Origin of the sequence: Brevibacillus sp. WF146, from assembly GCF_001673705.2 — a bacterium.
Classification (GTDB): domain Bacteria; phylum Bacillota; class Bacilli; order Brevibacillales; family Brevibacillaceae; genus Brevibacillus; species Brevibacillus thermoruber.
Genome location: NZ_CP109943.1, coordinates 1,623,337 through 1,641,890, shown reverse-complemented (window position 1 = coordinate 1,641,890; position 18,554 = coordinate 1,623,337). Strand labels below are relative to the sequence as shown.

22 protein-coding genes and 1 riboswitch are annotated in these 18,554 nt (G+C 58.8%); of the genes, 8 read left to right on the top strand and 14 right to left on the bottom strand.

All coding sequences use genetic code 11. The features are described 5' to 3' along the window. Nucleotides 1-39 precede the first annotated feature (39 nt). Nucleotides 40-507: an N-acetyltransferase gene (locus A6764_RS08095; protein ID WP_029099929.1), complete on the top strand. Its 468-nt coding sequence runs from the start codon at nt 40-42 to the stop codon at nt 505-507. Nucleotides 508-585: 78 nt separating this feature from the next. Here the strand turns inward: A6764_RS08095 and A6764_RS08090 are convergent, their stop codons facing one another. The 3 genes from A6764_RS08090 to A6764_RS08080 form a co-directional block, all read right to left on the bottom strand. After that, nucleotides 586-1,218, bottom strand: coding sequence for an RsfA family transcriptional regulator (locus A6764_RS08090; RefSeq protein WP_035295264.1), 633 nt, complete (start codon nt 1,216-1,218; stop codon nt 586-588). 147 nt (nt 1,219-1,365) lie between these two features. Beyond that, on the bottom strand, nt 1,366-2,124 hold the full coding sequence (locus A6764_RS08085) for an enoyl-CoA hydratase/isomerase family protein (RefSeq protein WP_065066856.1): 759 nt from the start codon (nt 2,122-2,124) through the stop codon (nt 1,366-1,368). A 468-nt stretch (nt 2,125-2,592) separates the two neighbouring features. After that, nucleotides 2,593-2,970: a Spx/MgsR family RNA polymerase-binding regulatory protein gene (locus tag A6764_RS08080; RefSeq protein WP_035289925.1), complete on the bottom strand. Its 378-nt coding sequence runs from the start codon at nt 2,968-2,970 to the stop codon at nt 2,593-2,595. Between the two features lie 217 nt (nt 2,971-3,187). Here A6764_RS08080 and A6764_RS08075 point away from each other — a divergent pair, with 217 nt between their 5' ends. Together A6764_RS08075 and A6764_RS08070 are read left to right on the top strand one after the other, a co-directional pair. Continuing rightward, entirely contained in the window at nt 3,188-3,892 is a 705-nt protein-coding gene (locus A6764_RS08075) for a helix-turn-helix transcriptional regulator (protein WP_029099925.1), read from the top strand. A gap of 208 nt (nt 3,893-4,100) precedes the next feature. Further along, a complete protein-coding gene (locus A6764_RS08070; RefSeq protein WP_029099924.1) occupies nt 4,101-4,367 on the top strand; it encodes a DUF2626 domain-containing protein in 267 nt (88 codons plus the stop codon). Nucleotides 4,368-4,415: 48 nt separating this feature from the next. Here A6764_RS08070 and A6764_RS08065 read toward each other — a convergent pair whose 3' ends face one another. Further along, the gene (locus tag A6764_RS08065) at nt 4,416-5,537 is read right to left on the bottom strand and encodes a class I SAM-dependent methyltransferase (RefSeq protein ID WP_065066857.1); all 1,122 of its coding nucleotides are present in this window, start codon (nt 5,535-5,537) and stop codon (nt 4,416-4,418) included. Nucleotides 5,538-5,657: 120 nt separating this feature from the next. On the opposite strand from A6764_RS08065, the gene A6764_RS08060 reads away from it, so the two are divergent. Continuing rightward, nucleotides 5,658-6,731, top strand: a complete 1,074-nt coding sequence (locus A6764_RS08060; RefSeq protein WP_035295689.1) for a coiled-coil domain-containing protein — start codon at nt 5,658-5,660, stop codon at nt 6,729-6,731. 160 nt (nt 6,732-6,891) lie between these two features. Here A6764_RS08060 and A6764_RS08055 read toward each other — a convergent pair whose 3' ends face one another. Beyond that, nucleotides 6,892-7,539, bottom strand: coding sequence for an MBL fold metallo-hydrolase (locus tag A6764_RS08055; RefSeq protein WP_065066858.1), 648 nt, complete (start codon nt 7,537-7,539; stop codon nt 6,892-6,894). 65 nt (nt 7,540-7,604) lie between these two features. Here A6764_RS08055 and A6764_RS08050 point away from each other — a divergent pair, with 65 nt between their 5' ends. After that, nucleotides 7,605-8,102 carry a hypothetical protein gene (locus A6764_RS08050; RefSeq protein WP_065066859.1) on the top strand — a complete coding sequence of 166 codons (498 nt, stop codon included), beginning with the start codon at nt 7,605-7,607 and terminating at the stop codon, nt 8,100-8,102. Between the two features lie 69 nt (nt 8,103-8,171). On the opposite strand, the gene A6764_RS08045 is transcribed toward A6764_RS08050, so the two are convergent. Then, on the bottom strand, nt 8,172-8,618 hold the full coding sequence (locus A6764_RS08045; protein WP_029099919.1) for a hypothetical protein: 447 nt from the start codon (nt 8,616-8,618) through the stop codon (nt 8,172-8,174). Nucleotides 8,619-8,797: 179 nt separating this feature from the next. On the opposite strand from A6764_RS08045, the gene A6764_RS08040 reads away from it, so the two are divergent. Beyond that, nucleotides 8,798-9,277, top strand: coding sequence for a DinB family protein (locus A6764_RS08040; RefSeq protein WP_029099918.1), 480 nt, complete (start codon nt 8,798-8,800; stop codon nt 9,275-9,277). 353 nt (nt 9,278-9,630) lie between these two features. Here A6764_RS08040 and A6764_RS08035 read toward each other — a convergent pair whose 3' ends face one another. Beyond that, the gene (locus A6764_RS08035; protein ID WP_029099917.1) at nt 9,631-10,962 is read right to left on the bottom strand and encodes a PhoH family protein; all 1,332 of its coding nucleotides are present in this window, start codon (nt 10,960-10,962) and stop codon (nt 9,631-9,633) included. 196 nt (nt 10,963-11,158) lie between these two features. On the opposite strand from A6764_RS08035, the gene A6764_RS08030 reads away from it, so the two are divergent. Continuing rightward, nucleotides 11,159-11,767, top strand: a complete 609-nt coding sequence (locus tag A6764_RS08030; RefSeq protein ID WP_264622472.1) for a YhcN/YlaJ family sporulation lipoprotein — start codon at nt 11,159-11,161, stop codon at nt 11,765-11,767. Nucleotides 11,768-11,800: 33 nt separating this feature from the next. Here A6764_RS08030 and A6764_RS08025 read toward each other — a convergent pair whose 3' ends face one another. The 3 genes from A6764_RS08025 to A6764_RS08015 all read right to left on the bottom strand — a co-directional run bounded on the left by A6764_RS08025 (nt 11,801) and on the right by A6764_RS08015 (nt 14,925). Next, nucleotides 11,801-13,003 (bottom strand): trans-sulfuration enzyme family protein, encoded by a 1,203-nt coding sequence (locus tag A6764_RS08025; protein WP_065066861.1) that lies wholly within the window; start codon nt 13,001-13,003, stop codon nt 11,801-11,803. Then, nucleotides 13,000-14,166, bottom strand: coding sequence for an aminotransferase class I/II-fold pyridoxal phosphate-dependent enzyme (locus tag A6764_RS08020; RefSeq protein ID WP_065066862.1), 1,167 nt, complete (start codon nt 14,164-14,166; stop codon nt 13,000-13,002). Before A6764_RS08020 ends, A6764_RS08025 begins: the two co-directional genes overlap by 4 nt. 96 nt (nt 14,167-14,262) lie before the next feature. Further along, nucleotides 14,263-14,377, bottom strand: a riboswitch (SAM riboswitch). Nucleotides 14,378-14,466: 89 nt separating this feature from the next. After that, nucleotides 14,467-14,925 (bottom strand): pyridoxamine 5'-phosphate oxidase family protein, encoded by a 459-nt coding sequence (locus A6764_RS08015; protein WP_029099913.1) that lies wholly within the window; start codon nt 14,923-14,925, stop codon nt 14,467-14,469. Nucleotides 14,926-15,075: 150 nt separating this feature from the next. Here A6764_RS08015 and A6764_RS08010 point away from each other — a divergent pair, with 150 nt between their 5' ends. After that, complete coding sequence (locus A6764_RS08010; RefSeq protein WP_029099912.1) at nt 15,076-15,408, top strand: DUF5665 domain-containing protein; 333 nt, start codon at nt 15,076-15,078, stop codon at nt 15,406-15,408. A 3-nt stretch (nt 15,409-15,411) separates the two neighbouring features. Here A6764_RS08010 and A6764_RS08005 read toward each other — a convergent pair whose 3' ends face one another. The 4 genes from A6764_RS08005 to A6764_RS07990 all read right to left on the bottom strand — a co-directional run bounded on the left by A6764_RS08005 (nt 15,412) and on the right by A6764_RS07990 (nt 18,470). Further along, a complete protein-coding gene (locus tag A6764_RS08005; protein WP_065066863.1) occupies nt 15,412-16,788 on the bottom strand; it encodes a hypothetical protein in 1,377 nt (458 codons plus the stop codon). 208 nt (nt 16,789-16,996) lie between these two features. Further along, nucleotides 16,997-17,269, bottom strand: a complete 273-nt coding sequence (locus tag A6764_RS08000) for a hypothetical protein (protein ID WP_029099910.1) — start codon at nt 17,267-17,269, stop codon at nt 16,997-16,999. 10 nt (nt 17,270-17,279) lie between these two features. Beyond that, nucleotides 17,280-17,606, bottom strand: coding sequence for a YlaH-like family protein (locus A6764_RS07995; protein WP_029099909.1), 327 nt, complete (start codon nt 17,604-17,606; stop codon nt 17,280-17,282). A gap of 3 nt (nt 17,607-17,609) precedes the next feature. After that, the gene (locus tag A6764_RS07990; protein ID WP_044899524.1) at nt 17,610-18,470 is read right to left on the bottom strand and encodes a deoxyribonuclease IV; all 861 of its coding nucleotides are present in this window, start codon (nt 18,468-18,470) and stop codon (nt 17,610-17,612) included. Between the last annotated feature and the right edge of the window lie 84 nt (nt 18,471-18,554).

Here is an 18,554-nt window from a genome sequence, read left to right as displayed (position 1 = left end):
ATGGAGGTTAGGCAATGCGCGTGAGAGGAGTGGCAAGCGATGTATGAAGTAAAACGTTTACGGATCAATTACAAGACCCTGGAGGAGTTTCAAAAATTCCGCGAATTTGGCCTGGAGGAGCTTTCCATGAAGGAAGACCTGGAGGCGAACATCGTGGAGAACGATTCGGAATCTCCTTTTTACGGGATCTACGACAACGATCTGCTGGTGGCGCGGATGAGCCTGTACAAGATCGACGGCAAGTACGACCGCTATTTCAAACCGGCTCAAGACTATTACGAATTGTGGAAACTGGAAGTGCTGCCCGATTACCGCGGCAAGGATTACGGCACGGCTCTGGTCAACCACGCCAAGAGCTTTGGTGCGCCCATCAAGACCAACTCCCGCTGTCGCGCCGACCAATTCTGGCTGAAAATGGGCTTCACGCCGGTCAAGTACAACCCGATCCGCGACCGCGGCGAGAACCCGTACGTCTGGCTGCCCGAAGGTGTCGGCCTGCAGGACTGAGGGCATTCGCGCCGTCCATCGCGTCGAAAACAAAAGAAGCGGTTTCGTCCGCTTCTTTTTTGTTGGCACGATTTGCACTCACTTTTCCACGCGCTCCAGGTTGCCGTTTTCATCCATCTTGAAAATCGCCTTGGGCGCCTCCTCTTCCTGCAGGAAAGCGAGCTTGCGGGCGCGGTCCATGATCTGCACGAGCGCCTTGTAGTCCTCGTTAACCCCCCGCACCTGCTCCAGCTCTTGTTTCATCCGGTCGTTGGCCTCTTTCAATTCTTTTATCTCCGCACTCTTTCCTTCCAATTCTTGTTCCAACTGCTTCAATCGGCGCACGATGTCCTTCTGGTTGGCCAAGAGCCGGATGACGGCTTCGATGTGCTGCTCGTCGTCCGCTTCCGCCGCGCCCTCTCCCTGCGGGATGTGGCTCCCCCGCTTGGTCGCGTACGCGGCCGAGTCGAGCCCGGTGTTTTGCGCGTTCAGCCGGCCCATTTTTTTCAACTGCTGCCGCTGGTTCTTGGCGATCGCGATCGCCGCGTCGTATCGCTTGCGCACGCAGCTGTTCCAGCGAAACCCGCAGGCGGCGGCGGTGCGGCCCAGCCGCTGCCCCACTTCTTCAAATGCGGCGAGCTGTGTCCCGCCCTCGCGAATATGGCGTAAGGTGACTTCCGCCAGCACCAGATCGTCGTCTTCCGTCCATGCATCTTGTCTGGAAGCTACCATGGATGATGTCCCTCCCGTTACCTTTAAAGGATGATGATGTAATTCATCCTATGCTTTTTCCTACTCTGGTAGAATCGCTTTCTACTAGAAAAAGTATGTCCAGACACGAAAGGGTTTAAACGGGAGGGCCCCCCGGAGGTCACGCCGCTAGTTTTTCCGCAGAAACCGCTGCACCGCGCGAAGGTGTTCGTCGCTGCCCCACAATCCGGCGCACTGGCTGACCTCGCCGCGGATGCGCTCGTCCAGGCTCATTCCGTCCCGCTTCCAGCGCAAAAGCTGCAGGTACGCCCGGATGCCGGCGAGCGGCTGAGCGGCGATCTCGGCGGCGAAGCGTTCCGTCTCCTCGCGCAGGCGATCCGGGGGATACACCGCGTCCACCAGCCCGCAGCGCTCCGCTTCCCGCGCGCTGATCCGCTTTCCCGTCAGCAGGAGCGCCAGCGCCTTGGACTCCGGCAGCTTGTCCAGCAAGCGCGACCCTCCGCCCCATCCGGTCGTGATGGAGAGGCCGATCTGGACAAAGCCGAGCATGGCCGTCTCGGCGGCGAAGCGAAAGTGACAGGAGACGGCAAACTCGCAGCCGCCCCCGATGGCGTGTCCGTTAATCATCGCAATGGTCGGTTTGCTGCAGCGGTCGATCGCGCCGAGCAGCCCGGCCACGCGGTCGAGAATCGGCTGCGCCTGTTCCCTCCCCCGGGCCTGCATGAACTGCCGCAGGTCGCCGCCGGAGACGAAACTGTCGCCCATGCCGGTAAAGACCAGGACCTTGACCGCGTCGTCCTCCTCGCACTCACTCACCGCCTGGCGCAGTTCATCCGCCATCTCCAGGCTGATCGCGTTGCGGACGTGGGGCCTGTTCAGCGTGATGGAGGCCACCCCCGCCCGTTTTTCCAACAAGATCGTTTCCATCCTTCCCCATCCCTTTCACCGTTTTTCCAGAGCGGAGCAGCACCCGAGGCGAACGCACCGTCCCGGCAGGCCAAACGTTTTTGCCAACGAAGAAGCCAGCCTCTTCGAGCAGACTTTGCGAACTGCTTTCCTTCATTGTAATCCCGCCCGCCCAACGAAAAAAGAGGAGGGGTTTTCCCTCCTCTCCGTGTGCTGACAACGCAGCTGCTGGGGGGAGAAGCACGTTTCCGGCATCCGCTCCGTGCTCGCCCAGCAATGGAGCATAGACTGCCCGCTCCGCATCGATTTGCGGGGGAGCGCCAAAGCCGCAACGCTGCGCAGCCCATTCAAAAGTGGCGCTCCTTTTTCCCGCAACTCGCTGCTCCGCTCGGTAGGGCTCACAAGTCGCTCTGCCTGGAAACATGCTTCTCCTCCGATACAATCGGTTTGTCTTCAGTCTGAGAGGAGGGGTTTTCCCTCCTCGTTCGCTTAGGCCAGCAGTTTTTGCATGGCCGACTGGTTATACCCGATGATGATGTTTTCCCCGTCGGTCAGAATCGGCCGCTTCAGGAGCTGCGGCTCTTCACTCAGCATCTCCAAAAGCTCGCTGACCGTCATTTCGTTGATGTCCACTTCCAGGTTTTTGAATCGCTGGCTGCGCGTGGACAGGATTTCGTCCAGCCCGTTGGTGGTCTTTTTGATGATCTCCATCAGTTCTTCGGGCGTCGGCGGATTTTTAAACAAGTGCCGCTCCTCGTATTTTACCCCGTGTTCCGCCAGCCACGCCTTGGCCTTGCGACAGGATGTACAGCTCGGGTAGGTAAAAAACGTCAATTTTTGTGTACGAGTACGTTCAGCAACCGCCATTGTGTTCCCCTCCATCTCGCTCTATGTTCATTATACTATATAAAAGTTAGCTAATAAAAAAACCTTTTCTACTTCGGATTATAAATGCGGTGTTAACACTATGTCAATAGTATTAAATTTAAAAAATACGACGAACGCACGGCACACTCCAACCTTAACAACCGCGCGAAAATCGGCTAAACTAATGGTGATTTGTACTGTGAAAGGGGGGACCAGCGTGGATTGCGACGCTCAAAAGTTAACAAGCGCCTTGGCTGATTCCACCCGTTTTTCCATTTACCAGTTTGTTTCCAACAGCAAAGAGCCTGTCACCGTACAGGCCGTGGCCGAGCAGTTTTCCATCCATCCGAACGTGGCCCGGCTGCATCTGACCAAGCTGGAAGACGTCCATCTGCTTACCTCCTACTCCGACAAAAGCGGCAAGGGAGGGCGTCCCAGCCGTTTGTACGCGCTTTCCGATCAGGTGGTCAGCCTGCAATTTCCTCCTCGCGATTACCGGCTCCTGGCCGACATCGCCATCGAAAGCCTGCTTTCCCTGGGGGAGGCGGGGGAAGTCGCCCTCGTAAAAATGGGACACCGCATGGGAACGGAAATGGCCAAACGGGCGATGGCGGAAGTGCCGATCGACATGGAAAACGCTACGCTGGAAGAGAAGTTGTCCCACATCCACCGGCTCGTGGTGGCGCAGGGACTCAAACCGGAAATCGAACCGCTGCCGGACGGAAGTCTGCGCTTCCGGGTGTACAACTGCACGTTTTCCGAGACGGCCAAGCGTTTCCCCAGCTCCGTCTGCAAGATGCACAACGCCCTGTTGGCGGGGATATTTGAAACCTATTTTGGACACATTGAATTACAGGAAGACGAGTCCATGCTCAAAGGCTGCAGGTCCTGCACCTATACCGTGGTCCGTTTCCCCCGATGACGTCGACGAATCGCCCCAACACGGCTCGGTCGGCATCGGTTCAGCCCGCATCCGGCGGGTCAGGTATGCCGGACGCGGGCCGGATGCATGGGAACGGCTGCGTCAAAAAACCGTCATACCTTCCCGTTTACAGGCCTCTTCCTGTCCTTTATAATGGGGAAGGAATCTTGTAAATCTTGCCGAATCGCTGGAAAAAGGAGGGAAACAGATGGATCGCATGTATCGCGTACTCGGCTTCTGGACGCTGGCGATCGCGCTGATGGCGTTCTGGGGGCACCTGTACCCGATGGCTCTCTTGTTTTTCGGACTGACCGCCTTCTTCGTATCACTCAGCTACATGAATCTGACAGAACGGGTGTACTTGAACATTTTCTTCTGTTTTATGTTTGTCTCTTTCGTGGGCTTCACCTATTACACGTTCTTCGTCATGCCGGTGGGTCCGCAAGAGCACTCCATGCTGAACATGATCATGTAAAAAAAGATGCTCACCGTGAGCATCTTTTTTTTGTTTCCCCGTGGTATGCTAGGGCAAAAAGCGGATCGGCACACCGTCCGGCATCCCTTTCGCCTGGACCAGCACGCGAAAGAGACCGCCCAGGCCGCCCGGGTAAATCAACTGTTGAATCGCCCGGTTCCGCTTCATCGCTTGACTCGTAAACGGATCCGTGTCCGCATGGGCGACCGCCTTTTCCAACAGGCCGCTTTTGATCAAAAAGCGGTCCTGCCGCATGTAGGCGAGCGTCTTCAGCCCCGCCCGCTCGCCTGCGCGCATCCATGCGGAAAAATTGACGTGGGCGGTGATGTCCTGCTCCCCCACGTGCACGTAGGGATTGTCGTGCGCCTGATGGCGGCGGTAGCACATCAGCGTACCCCGCTTCCGGGCGGGATGGTACAGCTCCTCCTGCACATCCCCGTAGTCCACGGTCAGCACGTACCCCTGCCTCAGCAGGCGGGACACGTCGGCGGCCGTCTGCTCCATCGCCGAGTTGACCTCGATCCGCATTCCCCGCAGCAGCGACTTGTCCACATCGCGCAGACACGCAGCCAGGGCGGGAGTCACTTCGCCGAGGACCTCGGCAAATCCGCCGTCTGCCTCCGTCACCCACACCTCCCGCCAGCCGTCAGCCGTCTTCTCCGCCACATGCACGGGAAAGGCGTCGAGCCACTCATTGGAGAGGATCACCCCTTCGACGCCTTCCGCTGCCGCCGCCTCCCGCAGACTGGAATACCAGCGCTTCTCCACCTCTGCCCCGCGCAGCGCCTCCTCCTGAAGCTGCCGGTGATACGGGCTCGTCTCGATCAGCACGAGGCGCATGTCCCGATACAGCTCGGGCACCGTCTCGCGCAGACGACGAAGCATGTGGCCAGAGAGCGCGCCCGTTCCTCCGCCGATCTCCACCAGCGCCGGGGAGGTCCAGCCACCCGTCCGCCACATCTCGGCCACCACGTCGGCCAACGTCTCGGCAAAGACGGGATGAACCGTCGCGCTGGTAAAAAAATCGCCGTCCCTGCCCACCTTGGGGCGCGTCGACGTGTAATACCCGCCTTCCGGATGGTAGAGTGCCAGCTCCATGAACCGCGCAAACGGAATCGCCCGCCGCGGATGATTGCGTATTTCGTCCCGAATGATGGATGTAATCGTCATCTCTGTTCTCCCGCTATCCAAATTCAACCGTATAAGGCTATAATACGAAAAGAAGTCATAGAATGTGGAGAGAAAATGTTTTGTCCGTTTCTCCACCTCACGAAAACAAAAGGTGAAGCCATGCGTACAATCATGCTTTGCTTGCTGCTGCTGGCGCTGCCGTTGACCGCGACAGCCCGGGCGGAAGAGCCATTGCCCCTGGAACAGCTGATCTTGCAGCAGCATTTTACCCAAAAAGAACTGGAGCGCACACTGACGCTGATCAAACAGGAGGAAAGCCGGTTGAACGGGGAGATCGCCCAACTGGATCTGGATCTGCAGCGAAAAAAACTGGTGATGGAAGCGATGCGCCGACACGCCGGGGACGTCGCCAGAGCGTACTACACGGGAGAGCGGGCCAACCTGCTGACGCTGCTGTTTGATACGGAAAATTTCAATGATTTCCTGTTGTTGTTCGATTTCCTGCAAATCCTCTACGAACGGGACCTGGCGAAGCTGGAATCGTTTCAGAAGGAACGGGCCGCGATGGCGTCGATGCAGGCGGAGCGGCAAAACCGGCTGACGCTGCTCCAGAATCTGCGGCGGCAGTACGAGAAGCAGTTGGCGGACATGCTCGCGATCCAGGCGGAAAAGGAGAAAAACGTGCAGATGCTGAGCGACCCGACCAGCGTCCAGGCGCTGATGGACCACCTCGTCGCCGATTGGCGGGAGCGGGGACTGCCCGCCTTTCAAACGTTTTTCAACGAGCTGTCCGGCGTGATGTTCCAGATTTCCGAGCTGGCGACGCCGGAGCGCATCCAGTCCGACGGGCTGTTCACGCACACGCTGACGATCCGGCAGGATGAGTTTAACCGCTTCCTGGTGTCCAAAGACGAACTGTTCAAAAACGCGCACTTTTCCTTTGACAACAACCAGTTGATCGTGGAAGGCACGTACGACCAGGTACACATGCGGCTGGTCGGCACGTACGAGCTGATTTCGCCGAAAGCCTTGAAATTTCACATCAACGAGCTGTACTATGACGGGTTCGCCCTGCCCGCCTCGACGATTGAAGAAATGGAGAAAACGTACGACCTCGGATTTTACCCGGAGCTGATCTCCTCCAACATCCAGGTGCAGGGGATCACGATGGCCAACCAGGAGTTGAAGCTGCAGTTGAAGATCAACCTGCCGTTTGGTTTCGGGAAACAGTGATCGCCGCCGGGCCGCCCGTTCCAAACACGCTCCCGCCCTTCCATCCCCGGTCAGCGAATGAAAAAAGCCAGCTTCTTGAGCTGGCTTTTTCCTTATTCTGCCGCGACATGAGGTGTGCGCCCGTCTTCCGCGGAAGCGGCAGAGAGACAGCGAAGCACGCTTACCGCAGCATGCCGGTCACATACGGGTTGTACAGCTTTTCCGCTTCGATCGTGGTCTTCGGGCCATGTCCCGGGTAGACGATCGTGTCGTCATCCAGTTCAAACAATTTGTCCTGGATGCTGATCATCAGCGTCTCGAAACTTCCCCCCGGCAGGTCCGTTCGTCCGATACTTTGGGCAAACAGGACGTCGCCGCCGAAGCAATGCGGTCCCACCACAAACGAGCAGCTCCCCGGCGAGTGTCCGGGCGTGTGCAGGACCCGGATGGACAATCCGGCCAGCTCCAGCGTCTGCCCGTCGGCCAGTTCGTGCTCGGCCGGCTCGCAGACGATGGGTTCCGACAAGTTCCAGCGGGTCGAGCCATTTAGATCAGAATCGGTCAGCCAGCTCTGCTCCAGCGGATGGATGTAGACCGGTGCGCCGGTCAGGGCCCGTACCTGATTCAGCCCGCCGATGTGGTCCAGATGGGCATGGGTCAGCAGGACGGCGACGACGTTTTTTCCCTCCAGGGCGCGAAGGAGCGCTGCCGGTTCCATCCCCGGGTCGATGACGATGGACTCCCCGCTTGCCGGGTTGGTCAGAATGTAGGCGTTGGTTTGAAACGGCCCCAGTACGTACTTCTCGATGGTCAATTGCGGCTCGTTCATGGGTGAACCTCCTTTTTTTTATGATACGATAGGGGTAAAACCCAGCGTGAAACGGAGTGAGACTCATGAAGCGCATGTACGGTGTGGACATGCAGGTACCGGCCGGCAAACGGCCCGGCTTCTATGCTCAAGTCATACATAAAATCGGGGATCATGTCAATGTGTTTGACCGCGACGGCCGACTGTTCATCGTGGAAAGCCCGAAAGAACGCGACACCTTGCGGGACCTCTTGCAAAAAGCGGGGATGCTGGGCGAAGAATTTACGCTCTGGCTGCTCCCCGAGGGGGCGGAAATCGCCCACCTGGACGACGTCGGATTCGTCAGTCACAACGAACACGCGTATCTCTACGCCGACCGCGTCGCCGCGTTTTCGCTCGACTCTTCTGCCGGCGAGGAACGTGACCGCTGGGCCGCCCTGGAGCAGTGCCGGGAACACGTGATCGGAACGCTCCCGCCATCGTCGTCCCGCCCCGCTCTGTATCTCGTGGACGCCAACCAGACCGACCTGATCGACGGAATTGCCCGGGCCTACCGGACGGCCGTCACGTGGTGGAACGAGTGAGACAAGCCCCTTGCAGGCAAAAAACCATGCGGCTTCCCGCTCGGAGCGAAAGCCGCATCAAACGCCTCGTCAGTGCTTCGGTCCCCTGACCTTTTGCCTGGGCTTGTGCGGAAAGTTGTCGCCGTTTACGTTTTGTTTCCACCCTTCCAGAATCTTCAGGAACGAGGCAAACAGCGGCGATCCGAAGACGGCGACAATCCCCCAGATCCAGGTGCCCACCTGCCACGGATCGTCGACAAAGGCGGATGGCGCACCGACGAGAATCAGCGCGGGATCAAGGCCGAGCAGACCGAAAATGACGCCGGCGGACACGACGGAGATCGTCAGATTGCAAAACTTTTTGTAGTGTGTCAGCCGGGCGGCGTGGTTGTGGTCTTCCAACCGGTCCTGTTCGGCCTCGTAGTCAGTGGCGAGGAACGGAACCACCGACTTGACGGCTTCCGTCACGCCGGCGGCCGCGCTGGACACCGCCGTGATGTAAATCATAAAGGAAATGGATGAATCCAGACTGACCATGTCGACTCCCCCCTCATTCATGTGTATGGGGGATAAGCCCGACGCATGACCGGCTTTCGCGCAGACCGTCTCGATGCCCGCGTGCCATGTGGAAGGAGCGTCATCGGCAGGTGTTTATCTGCAGGAAAGCGAATACAATGACACCGATGGCCAATTTTGGGGAAAGGTGGTATTCGCGCATGCACGACCACGCGTTTGTATGGAAGCAGTACGATCTGGTTCGCGGCATTACCCTGGCGGTCTTGAAGAAGGTCCCCGCGGAGCAGGCGGACATCGTTCCGGAGGGATTCGCCAACAACATCCGCTGGAATCTGGGACATATTCTGACCGTTCAGGAAAGCTGTATGTACGGTCTCGATTTTACACACCTACCCGCCTCGTACAAAACGCTGTTCGGACCGGGCACGAAACCGGCGGACTGGCAGGGAGAGGTACCATCCCTGTCCGCATTGGCCGAACAGTTGGAAGAGCAGAAGGAGCGGATCAAGCGAACCTTCGGCGATCGGCTCCACCGGGAATTGGCGGAGCCGTTCGTCTTGCGAAGCGGCGCGCAGATGTCCACGCTGGGCGAGATGTTCGTCTTTTCGCTCTTTCACGAGGGGATGCACATCGGCACGATCAACGCGCTGAAAAAGGCGCTGGCCGTAACGCAACCATAAGGGAAGCGGTCCCCCTTTTTGCCCGGCGCTGCGTCCGGGCTTTTTTCCTTTTCCCGAATCGTCTGCCCCGTCCAGCCGTCCGCTGAAAAACGAAAAACCGCTCCCAACAAGGGAGCGGCCGTGTCGAGCCCGTCTGCTCTGGGGTACTACCGGTTATTCTCTTTGGCACTTCAGCCTCCACGTTAGAGTCCGCTACCTAAAGAGCTCGGGTTCCGCCATTCCGACCAATGTCGACTGCATGATCATGAGCATCCACGGTTTTTCGCCTCCTGACAAGGCTTTTCGCCGTTGATCCATCAATCATCGGGCCCGACATCCTACAGTGTGCTCCTTTTTTTGTTTTCTATGCATCCCTACAGCAAATCGGCCGCCAATTGGGCCAGCACACTGCGTTCCCCTTTTTCCAGCTTGATATGGCCGGCCAGCTTTTGGGCCTTGAACATCTCCACCACGTAGGTCAGGCCGTTGTTGCTTTCGTCCAGATAGGGGTGGTCGATCTGCTCCGGGTCTCCCATCAGCACGATTTTCGATCCTTCGCCGACCCGGGTCAGGATCGTCTTCACCTCGTGCTTGGTCAGGTTCTGCGCCTCGTCGATGATGATGAACTGACCGGGAATGGAGCGTCCGCGGATGTAGGTCAGCGCCTCGACCTGGATGCTTCCCATGCCGGCCAGGATCTTGTCCAGATCGCCCGGATGCTTGGTGTTGAACAAATATTCCAAATTATCATAAATCGGCTGCATCCACGGCCGCAGTTTCTCTTCCTTTTCGCCGGGGAGGAAGCCGATGTCTTTCCCCAGGGGAACAATGGGTCTGGCCACCAACAGCTTCTTGTACGTCTGCAGGTCCTCGATCTGCAGCAGCCCCGCCGCCAGCGCCAGAAGCGTTTTGCCGGTTCCGGCCTTGCCCGTCATGGTGACGAGCGGAATCTCCTCCCGCAGCAGCAGTTCCATCGCCATGCGCTGCTGCACGTTGCGGGCGCGAATTCCCCAGACGGGATCGTCGTTCGTCACCAGCATCTCCAGCGTCCTGCCTTCCGCGTCCACCTTGCCGATTGCGGAGATCGAGGGATTGATTTCGTCTTTTAAAATCAGAAACTGGTGCGGATAAAATCGGGTACGGGGAAAACAGGCCGACAGGTTCAGCTTGCGGGAGGCGTAGTAGGTTTGAATGATGTGGGAAGCCACCGTCAGCTTCTGGCACCCGGCGTAAATGCTGGAGTGCTCGACGACACGGTCGGACAAGAAGTCTTCCGCTTTCAGGCCAAGCGCATCCGCCTTGACCCGCATCAGGGCATCTTTGCTGACGAGAATGACGGGACGGGGGGTTGGGGCCAGGTTTTCCTCTTCCTGCAGATTTAGCGCTACGGCCAGAATCCGGTTGTCGTTGGTAAATTCCGTAAACTGCTTCTGCAGCTTGTGAAGCGAGGAGTGATTCAACTCTACGCGAAACAGACCGCCTGTCTCCAGCGTAATGCCCTGATGCAGATGGCCCAGTTCGCGGAAACTGTCCAACAGCCTCGACACGTAACGGGCGTTACGGCCAATTTCATCCATGTAGCGCTTTTTGGAATCAATTTCTTCCAACACCACGGCGGGCAGGACGATCTCGTTGTCCGCAAAGGAAAACATCGCCCGCGGATCTTGCAGGAGTACGTTGGTGTCCAGTACGTAGATTTTCTTCAAATTCTCGCCTCCTATTACCCATCTTCTCTATCGTATGCAGTTGGGGACCGGATGCTCTGCTGCCCGAACGCGATGTACTACAGTGTATGACGGGGGGTGGACGGATAGACGAGAGGCGGGGGAATGAAAACGGGGTAGGCAGAACACAATACGACTAACCATGCAGCCGTACTGCAGCAAACCAGGGAAAGGAAGTATGACCGTGAAACGGACAGCTATCTGTATTCTCAGCGTCAGCCTGCTCCTCTCCGCCTGCATGTCGAGCAACAAGCCGCCGGCCAACCAGGCGGCTCCGCAGCCCGGCCGCGCTGTGCCGGAAACGCAGCGCGTCCAGCAAACCGCCCCGTCCCCGGCCTACAACCAGTCGCCGCAGGCAACCGCCAATCGGCTGGTGCAGTTGGCCACGCGGGTGAAAAACGTCAACAACGCAACAGCGGTGGTTCTGGGCAAGTGGGCCGTCGTCGGCATTGATGTCAACGCCCATCTCGACCGGCCGGAAGTGGGCGTGATCAAATACTCGGTGGCGGAGGCGCTGAAAGAGGATCCTCAAGGGGCGAACGCCATCGTCACTGCCGACCCCGACATCGTGCAGCGGCTGCGGGAAATGGCCGCCGACATCCAGCGCGGCCATCCCGTGGCCGGATTTGCCGAAGAACTGGGTGACATCGTCGGACGGCTCATGCCGCAGTTCCCGCGCGACGTGAGAAAGCGGGAAGAGACGCCGTCCAGGGAAAACGAGCAGCGGATCAACAAGAGCAGCAACGCCAAACCGCAGGGAAACGAAAAAATCCCGGTGAACCGCTGACCTCGCCCCAAACAAAACAGGCATTTTCCGGGCTTACGCCCAGGAAAATGCCTGTTTATCGTCTGCCGCGTCACGGTCTGCCGCCTGCTCTACGGGTCCGAGCGCGTCCAACGCCTGCCCCAGGTCCTCAAGCAGGTCGCCGGCGTCCTCCAGCCCTGCGGAGAGGCGGATCAGTCCGTCCGTAATTCCCCGCCGTGCCCGCTCCGCAGGCGGCATGGCGGCATGGGACATCATCGCCGGATAGGAAAGAATCGTCTCTACCGCGCCCAGACTGACGGCGACGATCGGCAGCCTGACGCGGTCAAACAGCGCTTTGGCCCGCTCGCGGCTGCCCACGTCAAAGGAGAGGACGGCCCCGTGTCCGCTCGCCTGCCGGTTTTGCAGGTCATGTCCGTCGTGTTCCGGCAATCCGGTGTAGTAGACGCGGCTGACCGCCGGGTGTGTGGAAAGCCAACGGGCCAGCTTTTCCGCCGTCTGCGTGCTGACGTCCAGGCGCGCTTTTAAGGACTTCAACCCGCGCAGCACCAGCCAGGAATCCTGCACGCCGAGGATCGCTCCCATGCCGTTTTGGATCATGTAGAGCTGCTCGCCCAACGCCGCCTCCCTGGTCACGGCCAACCCCGCCACGACGTCGCTGTGGCCGCCGATGAACTTGGTCGCGCTGTGGATCACCACGTCCGCGCCCAACTCCAGCGGCCGCTGATAGTACGGCGTCATGAACGTATTGTCCACGATCACGAGCAGTCCCCGCTGTTGCGCCAGCGCGCAGACAGCGGCGATATCCGTCACTTTCAGCGTCGGGTTGGACGGGGTTTCCAGGTAGATGCCCTTGGTCTCGGGACGGATGGCCGCTTCCACCTGCTCCAGCGAGGTGGTATCGACAAAGCTGACGGTGATCCCCATGCGGGAAAGAACCTTGGTCAAGAAGCGGTAGGTGCCGCCGTACACGTCCTCCGCCACCACGACGTGATCCCCGGCGGAGAACAGCATGAACACGCTGGAGATGGCCGCCATGCCGGAAGCAAAGGCGAATCCGCGCTCACCTCCCTCCAGGACGGCGATCGCCTCTTCCAGGGCATGCCGGGTGGGATTGCCCGAACGGGCGTAATCGTAGACACCGGGCCGGTCCAGATCGGCCTGATGAAAGGTGGACGCCTGATAAATGGGCACCGAGGCCGCCCCTGTCACCGGGTCAATACAACTGGTGCCGTGCAGCAGTTTGGTGGCAAAGTTCATCGTACACTCCCTCCCGCCACTGCGAGACTGGCATCCAGCGCCTGACACACATCGGCGATCAGGTCGTCGGGATGTTCGATCCCGACCGACAGCCGCAGCAGCCGGTCGCACACGCCCACGTACTCGCGGATCTCCTGCGGGATGTCGGCATGGGTCTGCGTCGCCGGATAGGTGCACAGCGACTCCACGCCGCCCAGGCTTTCCGCAAACGATACGATCCGCAGCCGCTCCAGAAACGGCGCCACCTGATCAGCCGAGCGGAGGCGGAACGAGACCATCCCGCTGAACCCGCTGGCCTGCCTGCGCTGCACCTCGTAACCGGGGTGCTCCGCCAAGCCGGGATAAAAGACGTCCGTCACGGCAGGGTGTTCCCGCAGTTTCTGCGCAATCGCATAGGCGTTTGCCTGATGGCGTTCCATCCGCAGGGCCAGGGTCTTCATCCCCCGCAGCAGCAGCCAACAGTCCTGGGGACCCAGCACCGCTCCGATGGAATTGTGCAAAAACCGGATCTTTTCGGACAACTCCTCGCCCTTTGTGACGATCAGTCCGGCGAGGACGTCGTTGTGTCCGCCGAGGTATTTGGTCGCGCTGTGCAGCACCAGGTCGGCCCCCAACCCCAGCGGCCGCTGACAGTAGGGCGTCATGAACGTGTTGTCCACAATGGTCAACAGCCCGTTCCGCTTGGCCACCTCCGCCACCGCCGCGATGTCGGTGATCTGCATCAGGGGATTGGTCGGCGTTTCCACAAAGACAGCCCGCGTCTCTGGGCGAATCGCTTCTTCCAAGTTCTTCACGTCGCGCAGGTCGACGTAGCTGAAGCGAAGCCCGTAGCGTGAGAGCACCTGCTCGAACAACCGGTACGTCCCGCCGTACAGATCGAGCGATACGACCAGGTGATCTCCCTGGGAGAACAGCCCCATGACCGTGTGAACCGCCGCCATGCCCGAAGCGCAGGCAAACCCGGCGTCTCCCCCTTCCGCTTCGGCAATCGCCTGCTCCAGCACCGTCCGGGTCGGGTTGGCCGTGCGCGTGTAATCGTATCCCGTGCTCTGACCGAGGGCGGGATGGCGATACGCGGTGGCGTAGTAGACGGGAAAGCTGATCGCTCCGGTCCGTTCGTCTTTGGCGACGCCCGCCTGTACCAATTTTGTCTCCAGATGCATGTGGATCTCTCCCTCCAACGAATTGGCCGAGGGCAATGAAAAAAGCCCTCTTTTCTCTGAAAAGAAGGCTTTGTTTACGCTCACGTAAGCAAATCCTTCTCATCTTTCAGAGCGTTTACACTCTGCAGGAATTAGCACCAGTATCCCCTGTACACAGGTGATTGGTTGCCGGGCATCATCGGGCCAGTCCCTCCGCCTCTCTGGATAAGAAGTTTGCTATGCAATTTGCTTTTGGTTGACCTTATACTACCGGAATCGGAAGTACCTGTCAACCCGTTTTTCCATCTCGTTGGTACCCGATCACTGTGCGTTCCTTAATGCGGTCATCACCTGGTTGTCCAGCTTGGCCGCCGCATTTTTGTCGTACGTCTTTTCATATTGGGGCTCGACCGAGATGCGGGAGCCGTAGAACATCACGTCGCGAACCGCCTCGATGGCCACTTCCACCATGGCCAGCTTCAGCGGAACATTCTCCATCCGCTCCGTTTTGATCGTCGCCCTGCCGTTGATGGCATAGGAGGAACCAGCCCCGATCAAATGCAGCACCACCTGCGGTTCCTTGGCAATGTTGGCCAAAATGCGGGAGCGGTTGTCTACCGCGAAACGGATCAACTGCGGCGTCGGCGCAAACGTCCAGGAAAGGGAACTGAGCGACGGAGCGCCGGTCTCGTGGTCGATGGTCCCGAGTGTGAGAAAACGCTCCTGCTGCAAAAGCGCGAACAGTTCCTCCGAAAGCGTTTGGGAAACGGTTTCAGCCATTCCGATGCCTCCTTGAAAAGGGAATGTACGTCTATTGTACCCACCCGCCTGGCGATAGGCAAACCTTTCCGTCCGGCGCCTTGATTCTCCACCGTTTTTTTCCTACACTGATACGTAATGGGAACGATCGCGAGACAGGAGGAGAGCCGCATGCCCCCATCCCCCACCGACCGCTTGCTGGCCAAGATCGACGAACTGCTGGCAGAGCTTCAGGAAGTGCGCAAACTGAACGAACGGATGGACAAAATCGCCCTCTTTCTGGAGGATATCCGTCTGGCCGACGTGATTCAAAACTATACGGCCCCGAGCAAGCTGCTGTGGATCAACTTCCTCGCAGGTCTTGCCCGGGGCCTGGGATTGACGATCGGCACGGCCATTGTCCTGGCGCTGCTCGGCTCCTTCCTCAGCCAGTTCCTGTCCGTCCCGATCATCGGCGATTACATCCGCCAGTTGATCGATTACGTGCAAGCCTATCGGCCGTAAGCCTTACTCGTCATCGTCCTCGTCGCGGTCGTCGCCGTCTTTATGGTTGTTCTTGCCGCCATGGTTGTCCTCGTCGTCATTGCCGTGCTTTTTCCAATAGCCGTAGGCGTTGCCTTTCGAATGCTTATCCTTGTCCTTGCCTTCCCCCTTGCCTTCCTCGTCGTCATCGCCGTTGACCGGCGTTTTGTGCGGAATGTCGGCTTGGGCCACGAGCTTGCCGTCCAGGTACAGCTCGAGGTGTACCGCTTTCGCGTTGTAGGAGCGGTTTTTGTAGCTCAGTTTCACCTCAAACTCGTCGCCATCCACCTTTACCTCGTGCTTTTTGCCGTCCGGCGCCACGACGTACAGCTTCACCTTGCCCTTGCCGCCCTCATCGTCGAGGCCGTCAATGCTTCCTTTCACGCGAATCTGTTTCTCTTTTGCATTAATCGAAGCGGTTCCCTCGATGCGGTAGCTGTGCGGCTTGTCGCTGTCAGCGGCGTTGATTACCTTCAGCTCCACCGATTCGGAATCGATTTTCTTTCCGGCCTTGTAGGCTTCGACCAGCGCCTTGCCTTTGCCGGCCTGTACACCCTTCAGGGTGACGGAGTAAGAGCCGACGCCTTTCCACAGCTTTTTCACGTCCGCCTCTTTGGTTTTGCCGTCGTACTTCACGACCACCTTGTCCGCTTCCTGGCTGATGATGCCGTTTACTTTCAGTTCCTGTTTGTTCCCATCCAACAGCGCCAAGGCGTGAATCAGCACGTCGGTCTCCACGGCGGTTCCCGTGTTTACCTGCAGCTTGCGGGTTTCCACCAACTTGTCGCCCACGTACGCCTTGACCGTCGCGTACTGCGGCGTGGCGCTTACGATAGCGGAAAAGCTGACGGTGAACGTATCCTCCGCGGTGGGAACGACTTCGATCGTGCCGCCGTTCGGCTTGTCGACGACCACTTTGGTCACATTGTCGGACACTTTCCCTTTGATGTACGTGGTTTGGTTGTGGGTCTCGGGCTTCACGCTGACGAAGCCTTGATTGTTGACGTCAAAGCGGACTTCCAGGTAAATGTCGGCGTAGTGTTCGCGGTAGACGCGCTCCCACTCTTCCGGATGCTCCTCGATGTACGTCTGCATTTTGGCGTCCAGACCGATCTCTTTTACGACCAGATACAGGTGGTCGGCCTGCGTTTTCAATAGCATGTTCAAGGTCGCCGGATCGTTTGCCGCCAGCTCTTTCAGATTGTATCGGGTGACTTGTTTGCTTTCATCGTTCATGACAACCTTGGTTCCGCTTGTTTCGGTTCCGAGGGTGCTCGCGTCGGCCAGGAGCGGTGTCACTCCCCCGATGAGCGCCGCGGCAGTCACGACTGCCAATACGGGCTTGGTTCCCATTTTCTTCATGATGCCTTCTCCTTTCTACGTATTGCTTGCCCTGGACACCCTAACAGACGGGGGGTTCCTTGCAAAGGTTGCAAAAACGGCCAAAAACGGGGACGCTTTCGCCATATTGGGACGAAAGACACAAAAACCCCGCCTCTGTCGAAGAGACGGGGATAATGGTCACGCGGCCCCGCCCGTTCATCCGGCTCGGCGGAGCCCCGTGCATATTCTACTCGTTATACCTGGGTTCGTTTTCGATCGCAGCCAGCAGCGATTCCGCTTCTTCTGCGGGATAGCGGCGTTCCCACACTTCGTGGGCGAAGACGCAGCGGACCACGTACCAGTCCCCTTCGCGGCGATACTCCCATTCCTGCGCCTGGTGGTCGTCCCTCAGGATGTCCGCAAAAAACGCGGCCGTATCCAGAGCGGATCGGTCGTCCGGCCGCGCGTCGGCGACGATTTGAATCTGCAGCCAGTTGTAGAGCGCGTCCTCCCGCTTCACGGCTGCTCCCTCACTTACTCTCGCGTTCCCCCGGCTTGATCCGCACCTTGACGATCACCAGAATGGCGATGGCGACCAGGAGTGCGCTTTTCACCGGGAGCTGCACGTCCAGAATGGCGAAAATCAGCGCGCCCATAAAGAGCAGCACATACAGCAGGAGCGTTTTCAGAATGGGCATGCGCCAGCGGGTGGCAAACCCGAGATAGTAAACAATGATCAACTGGACAAAAATGATCCAGGTGCGGTTGTGGTCCGCCCACAAGCGAAAGCTGTCGTACGCCGACAACTGGTCCGGTGCGGCTGGCGCATAGGTGGAAGCAAGCTCAAGCCACTCCATGCGTCACCCCTCCTGCCCCGCAGCGGCCAGGCCCTCGCGGCGCAGTTCGTGCAGGTACACCATCTCGTCTGCGTACTCCCGCTCGTCTTCCACGGGGGTTTCCAGAACAACTGGCAGGTGCTGGAGCTTGTCGCTCACCAGGAATTTGGCCAGCGCTTCGCTGCCAATCTCCCCTTTGCCGATTTTTTCGTGGCGGTCCTTCCGGCTGGCGAAAGGCGCCTTGCTGTCGTTGAAGTGGATCGCCACCAGGTGCTCCAGATAGCCTGTCCGCTCCATCTCTTCCAGCAGTTCGTCAAACGTCTCCCCTCTCCACTGCCCGGCGGCAAAGGCGTGGCAGGTGTCGAAGCAGAACCCGATTTTCTCGGGGAAACGGGTGGCGGCGCGAATCTCCATCAGATCCCGGATCGTCAGTCCCAGTTCGGAGCCTTGGCCTGCCGTGTTTTCCAGCAGGAGCTTGACCGGGCCGTCGTACTGCTCGAGAATCAGGTCCAACGTCTCCACCATCCGTTTCGTCCCGTATTCCTCCCCCTCGCCGACGTGCTTGCCGCAGTGCACCACGGCGCCGACCGACCCGTAGGCTTCGGCAATATGCAAATCTTCCAAAATCGAACGAATCGTCACTTCCTGCAGGTCCGGCTTGGGCGTGGACAGGTTGGTGATGTACGGGGTGTGGCAGACCAGGGTGAGATCGTGCTTTTGCAGCAGGTCCACCCCTTTGGTCGCGTCCTGGTAGTCAATTTTTTTCGGGCGCAGACCGCGCGGGTTTTTCGTAAACACCTGCAGCGATTCCGCCCCCAGCTCAATGGCGCGCAGGACCGCTTGTTCCAGTCCCCTGCCGACGCTGATATGGCATCCGATTTTCAATCTGGTTTCACTCCCACGATAAAATCTGTCCATTTAACTTTATCAGTTGGCCCGTGCCCTGTCAAAACGGATAAACCCCCGCCC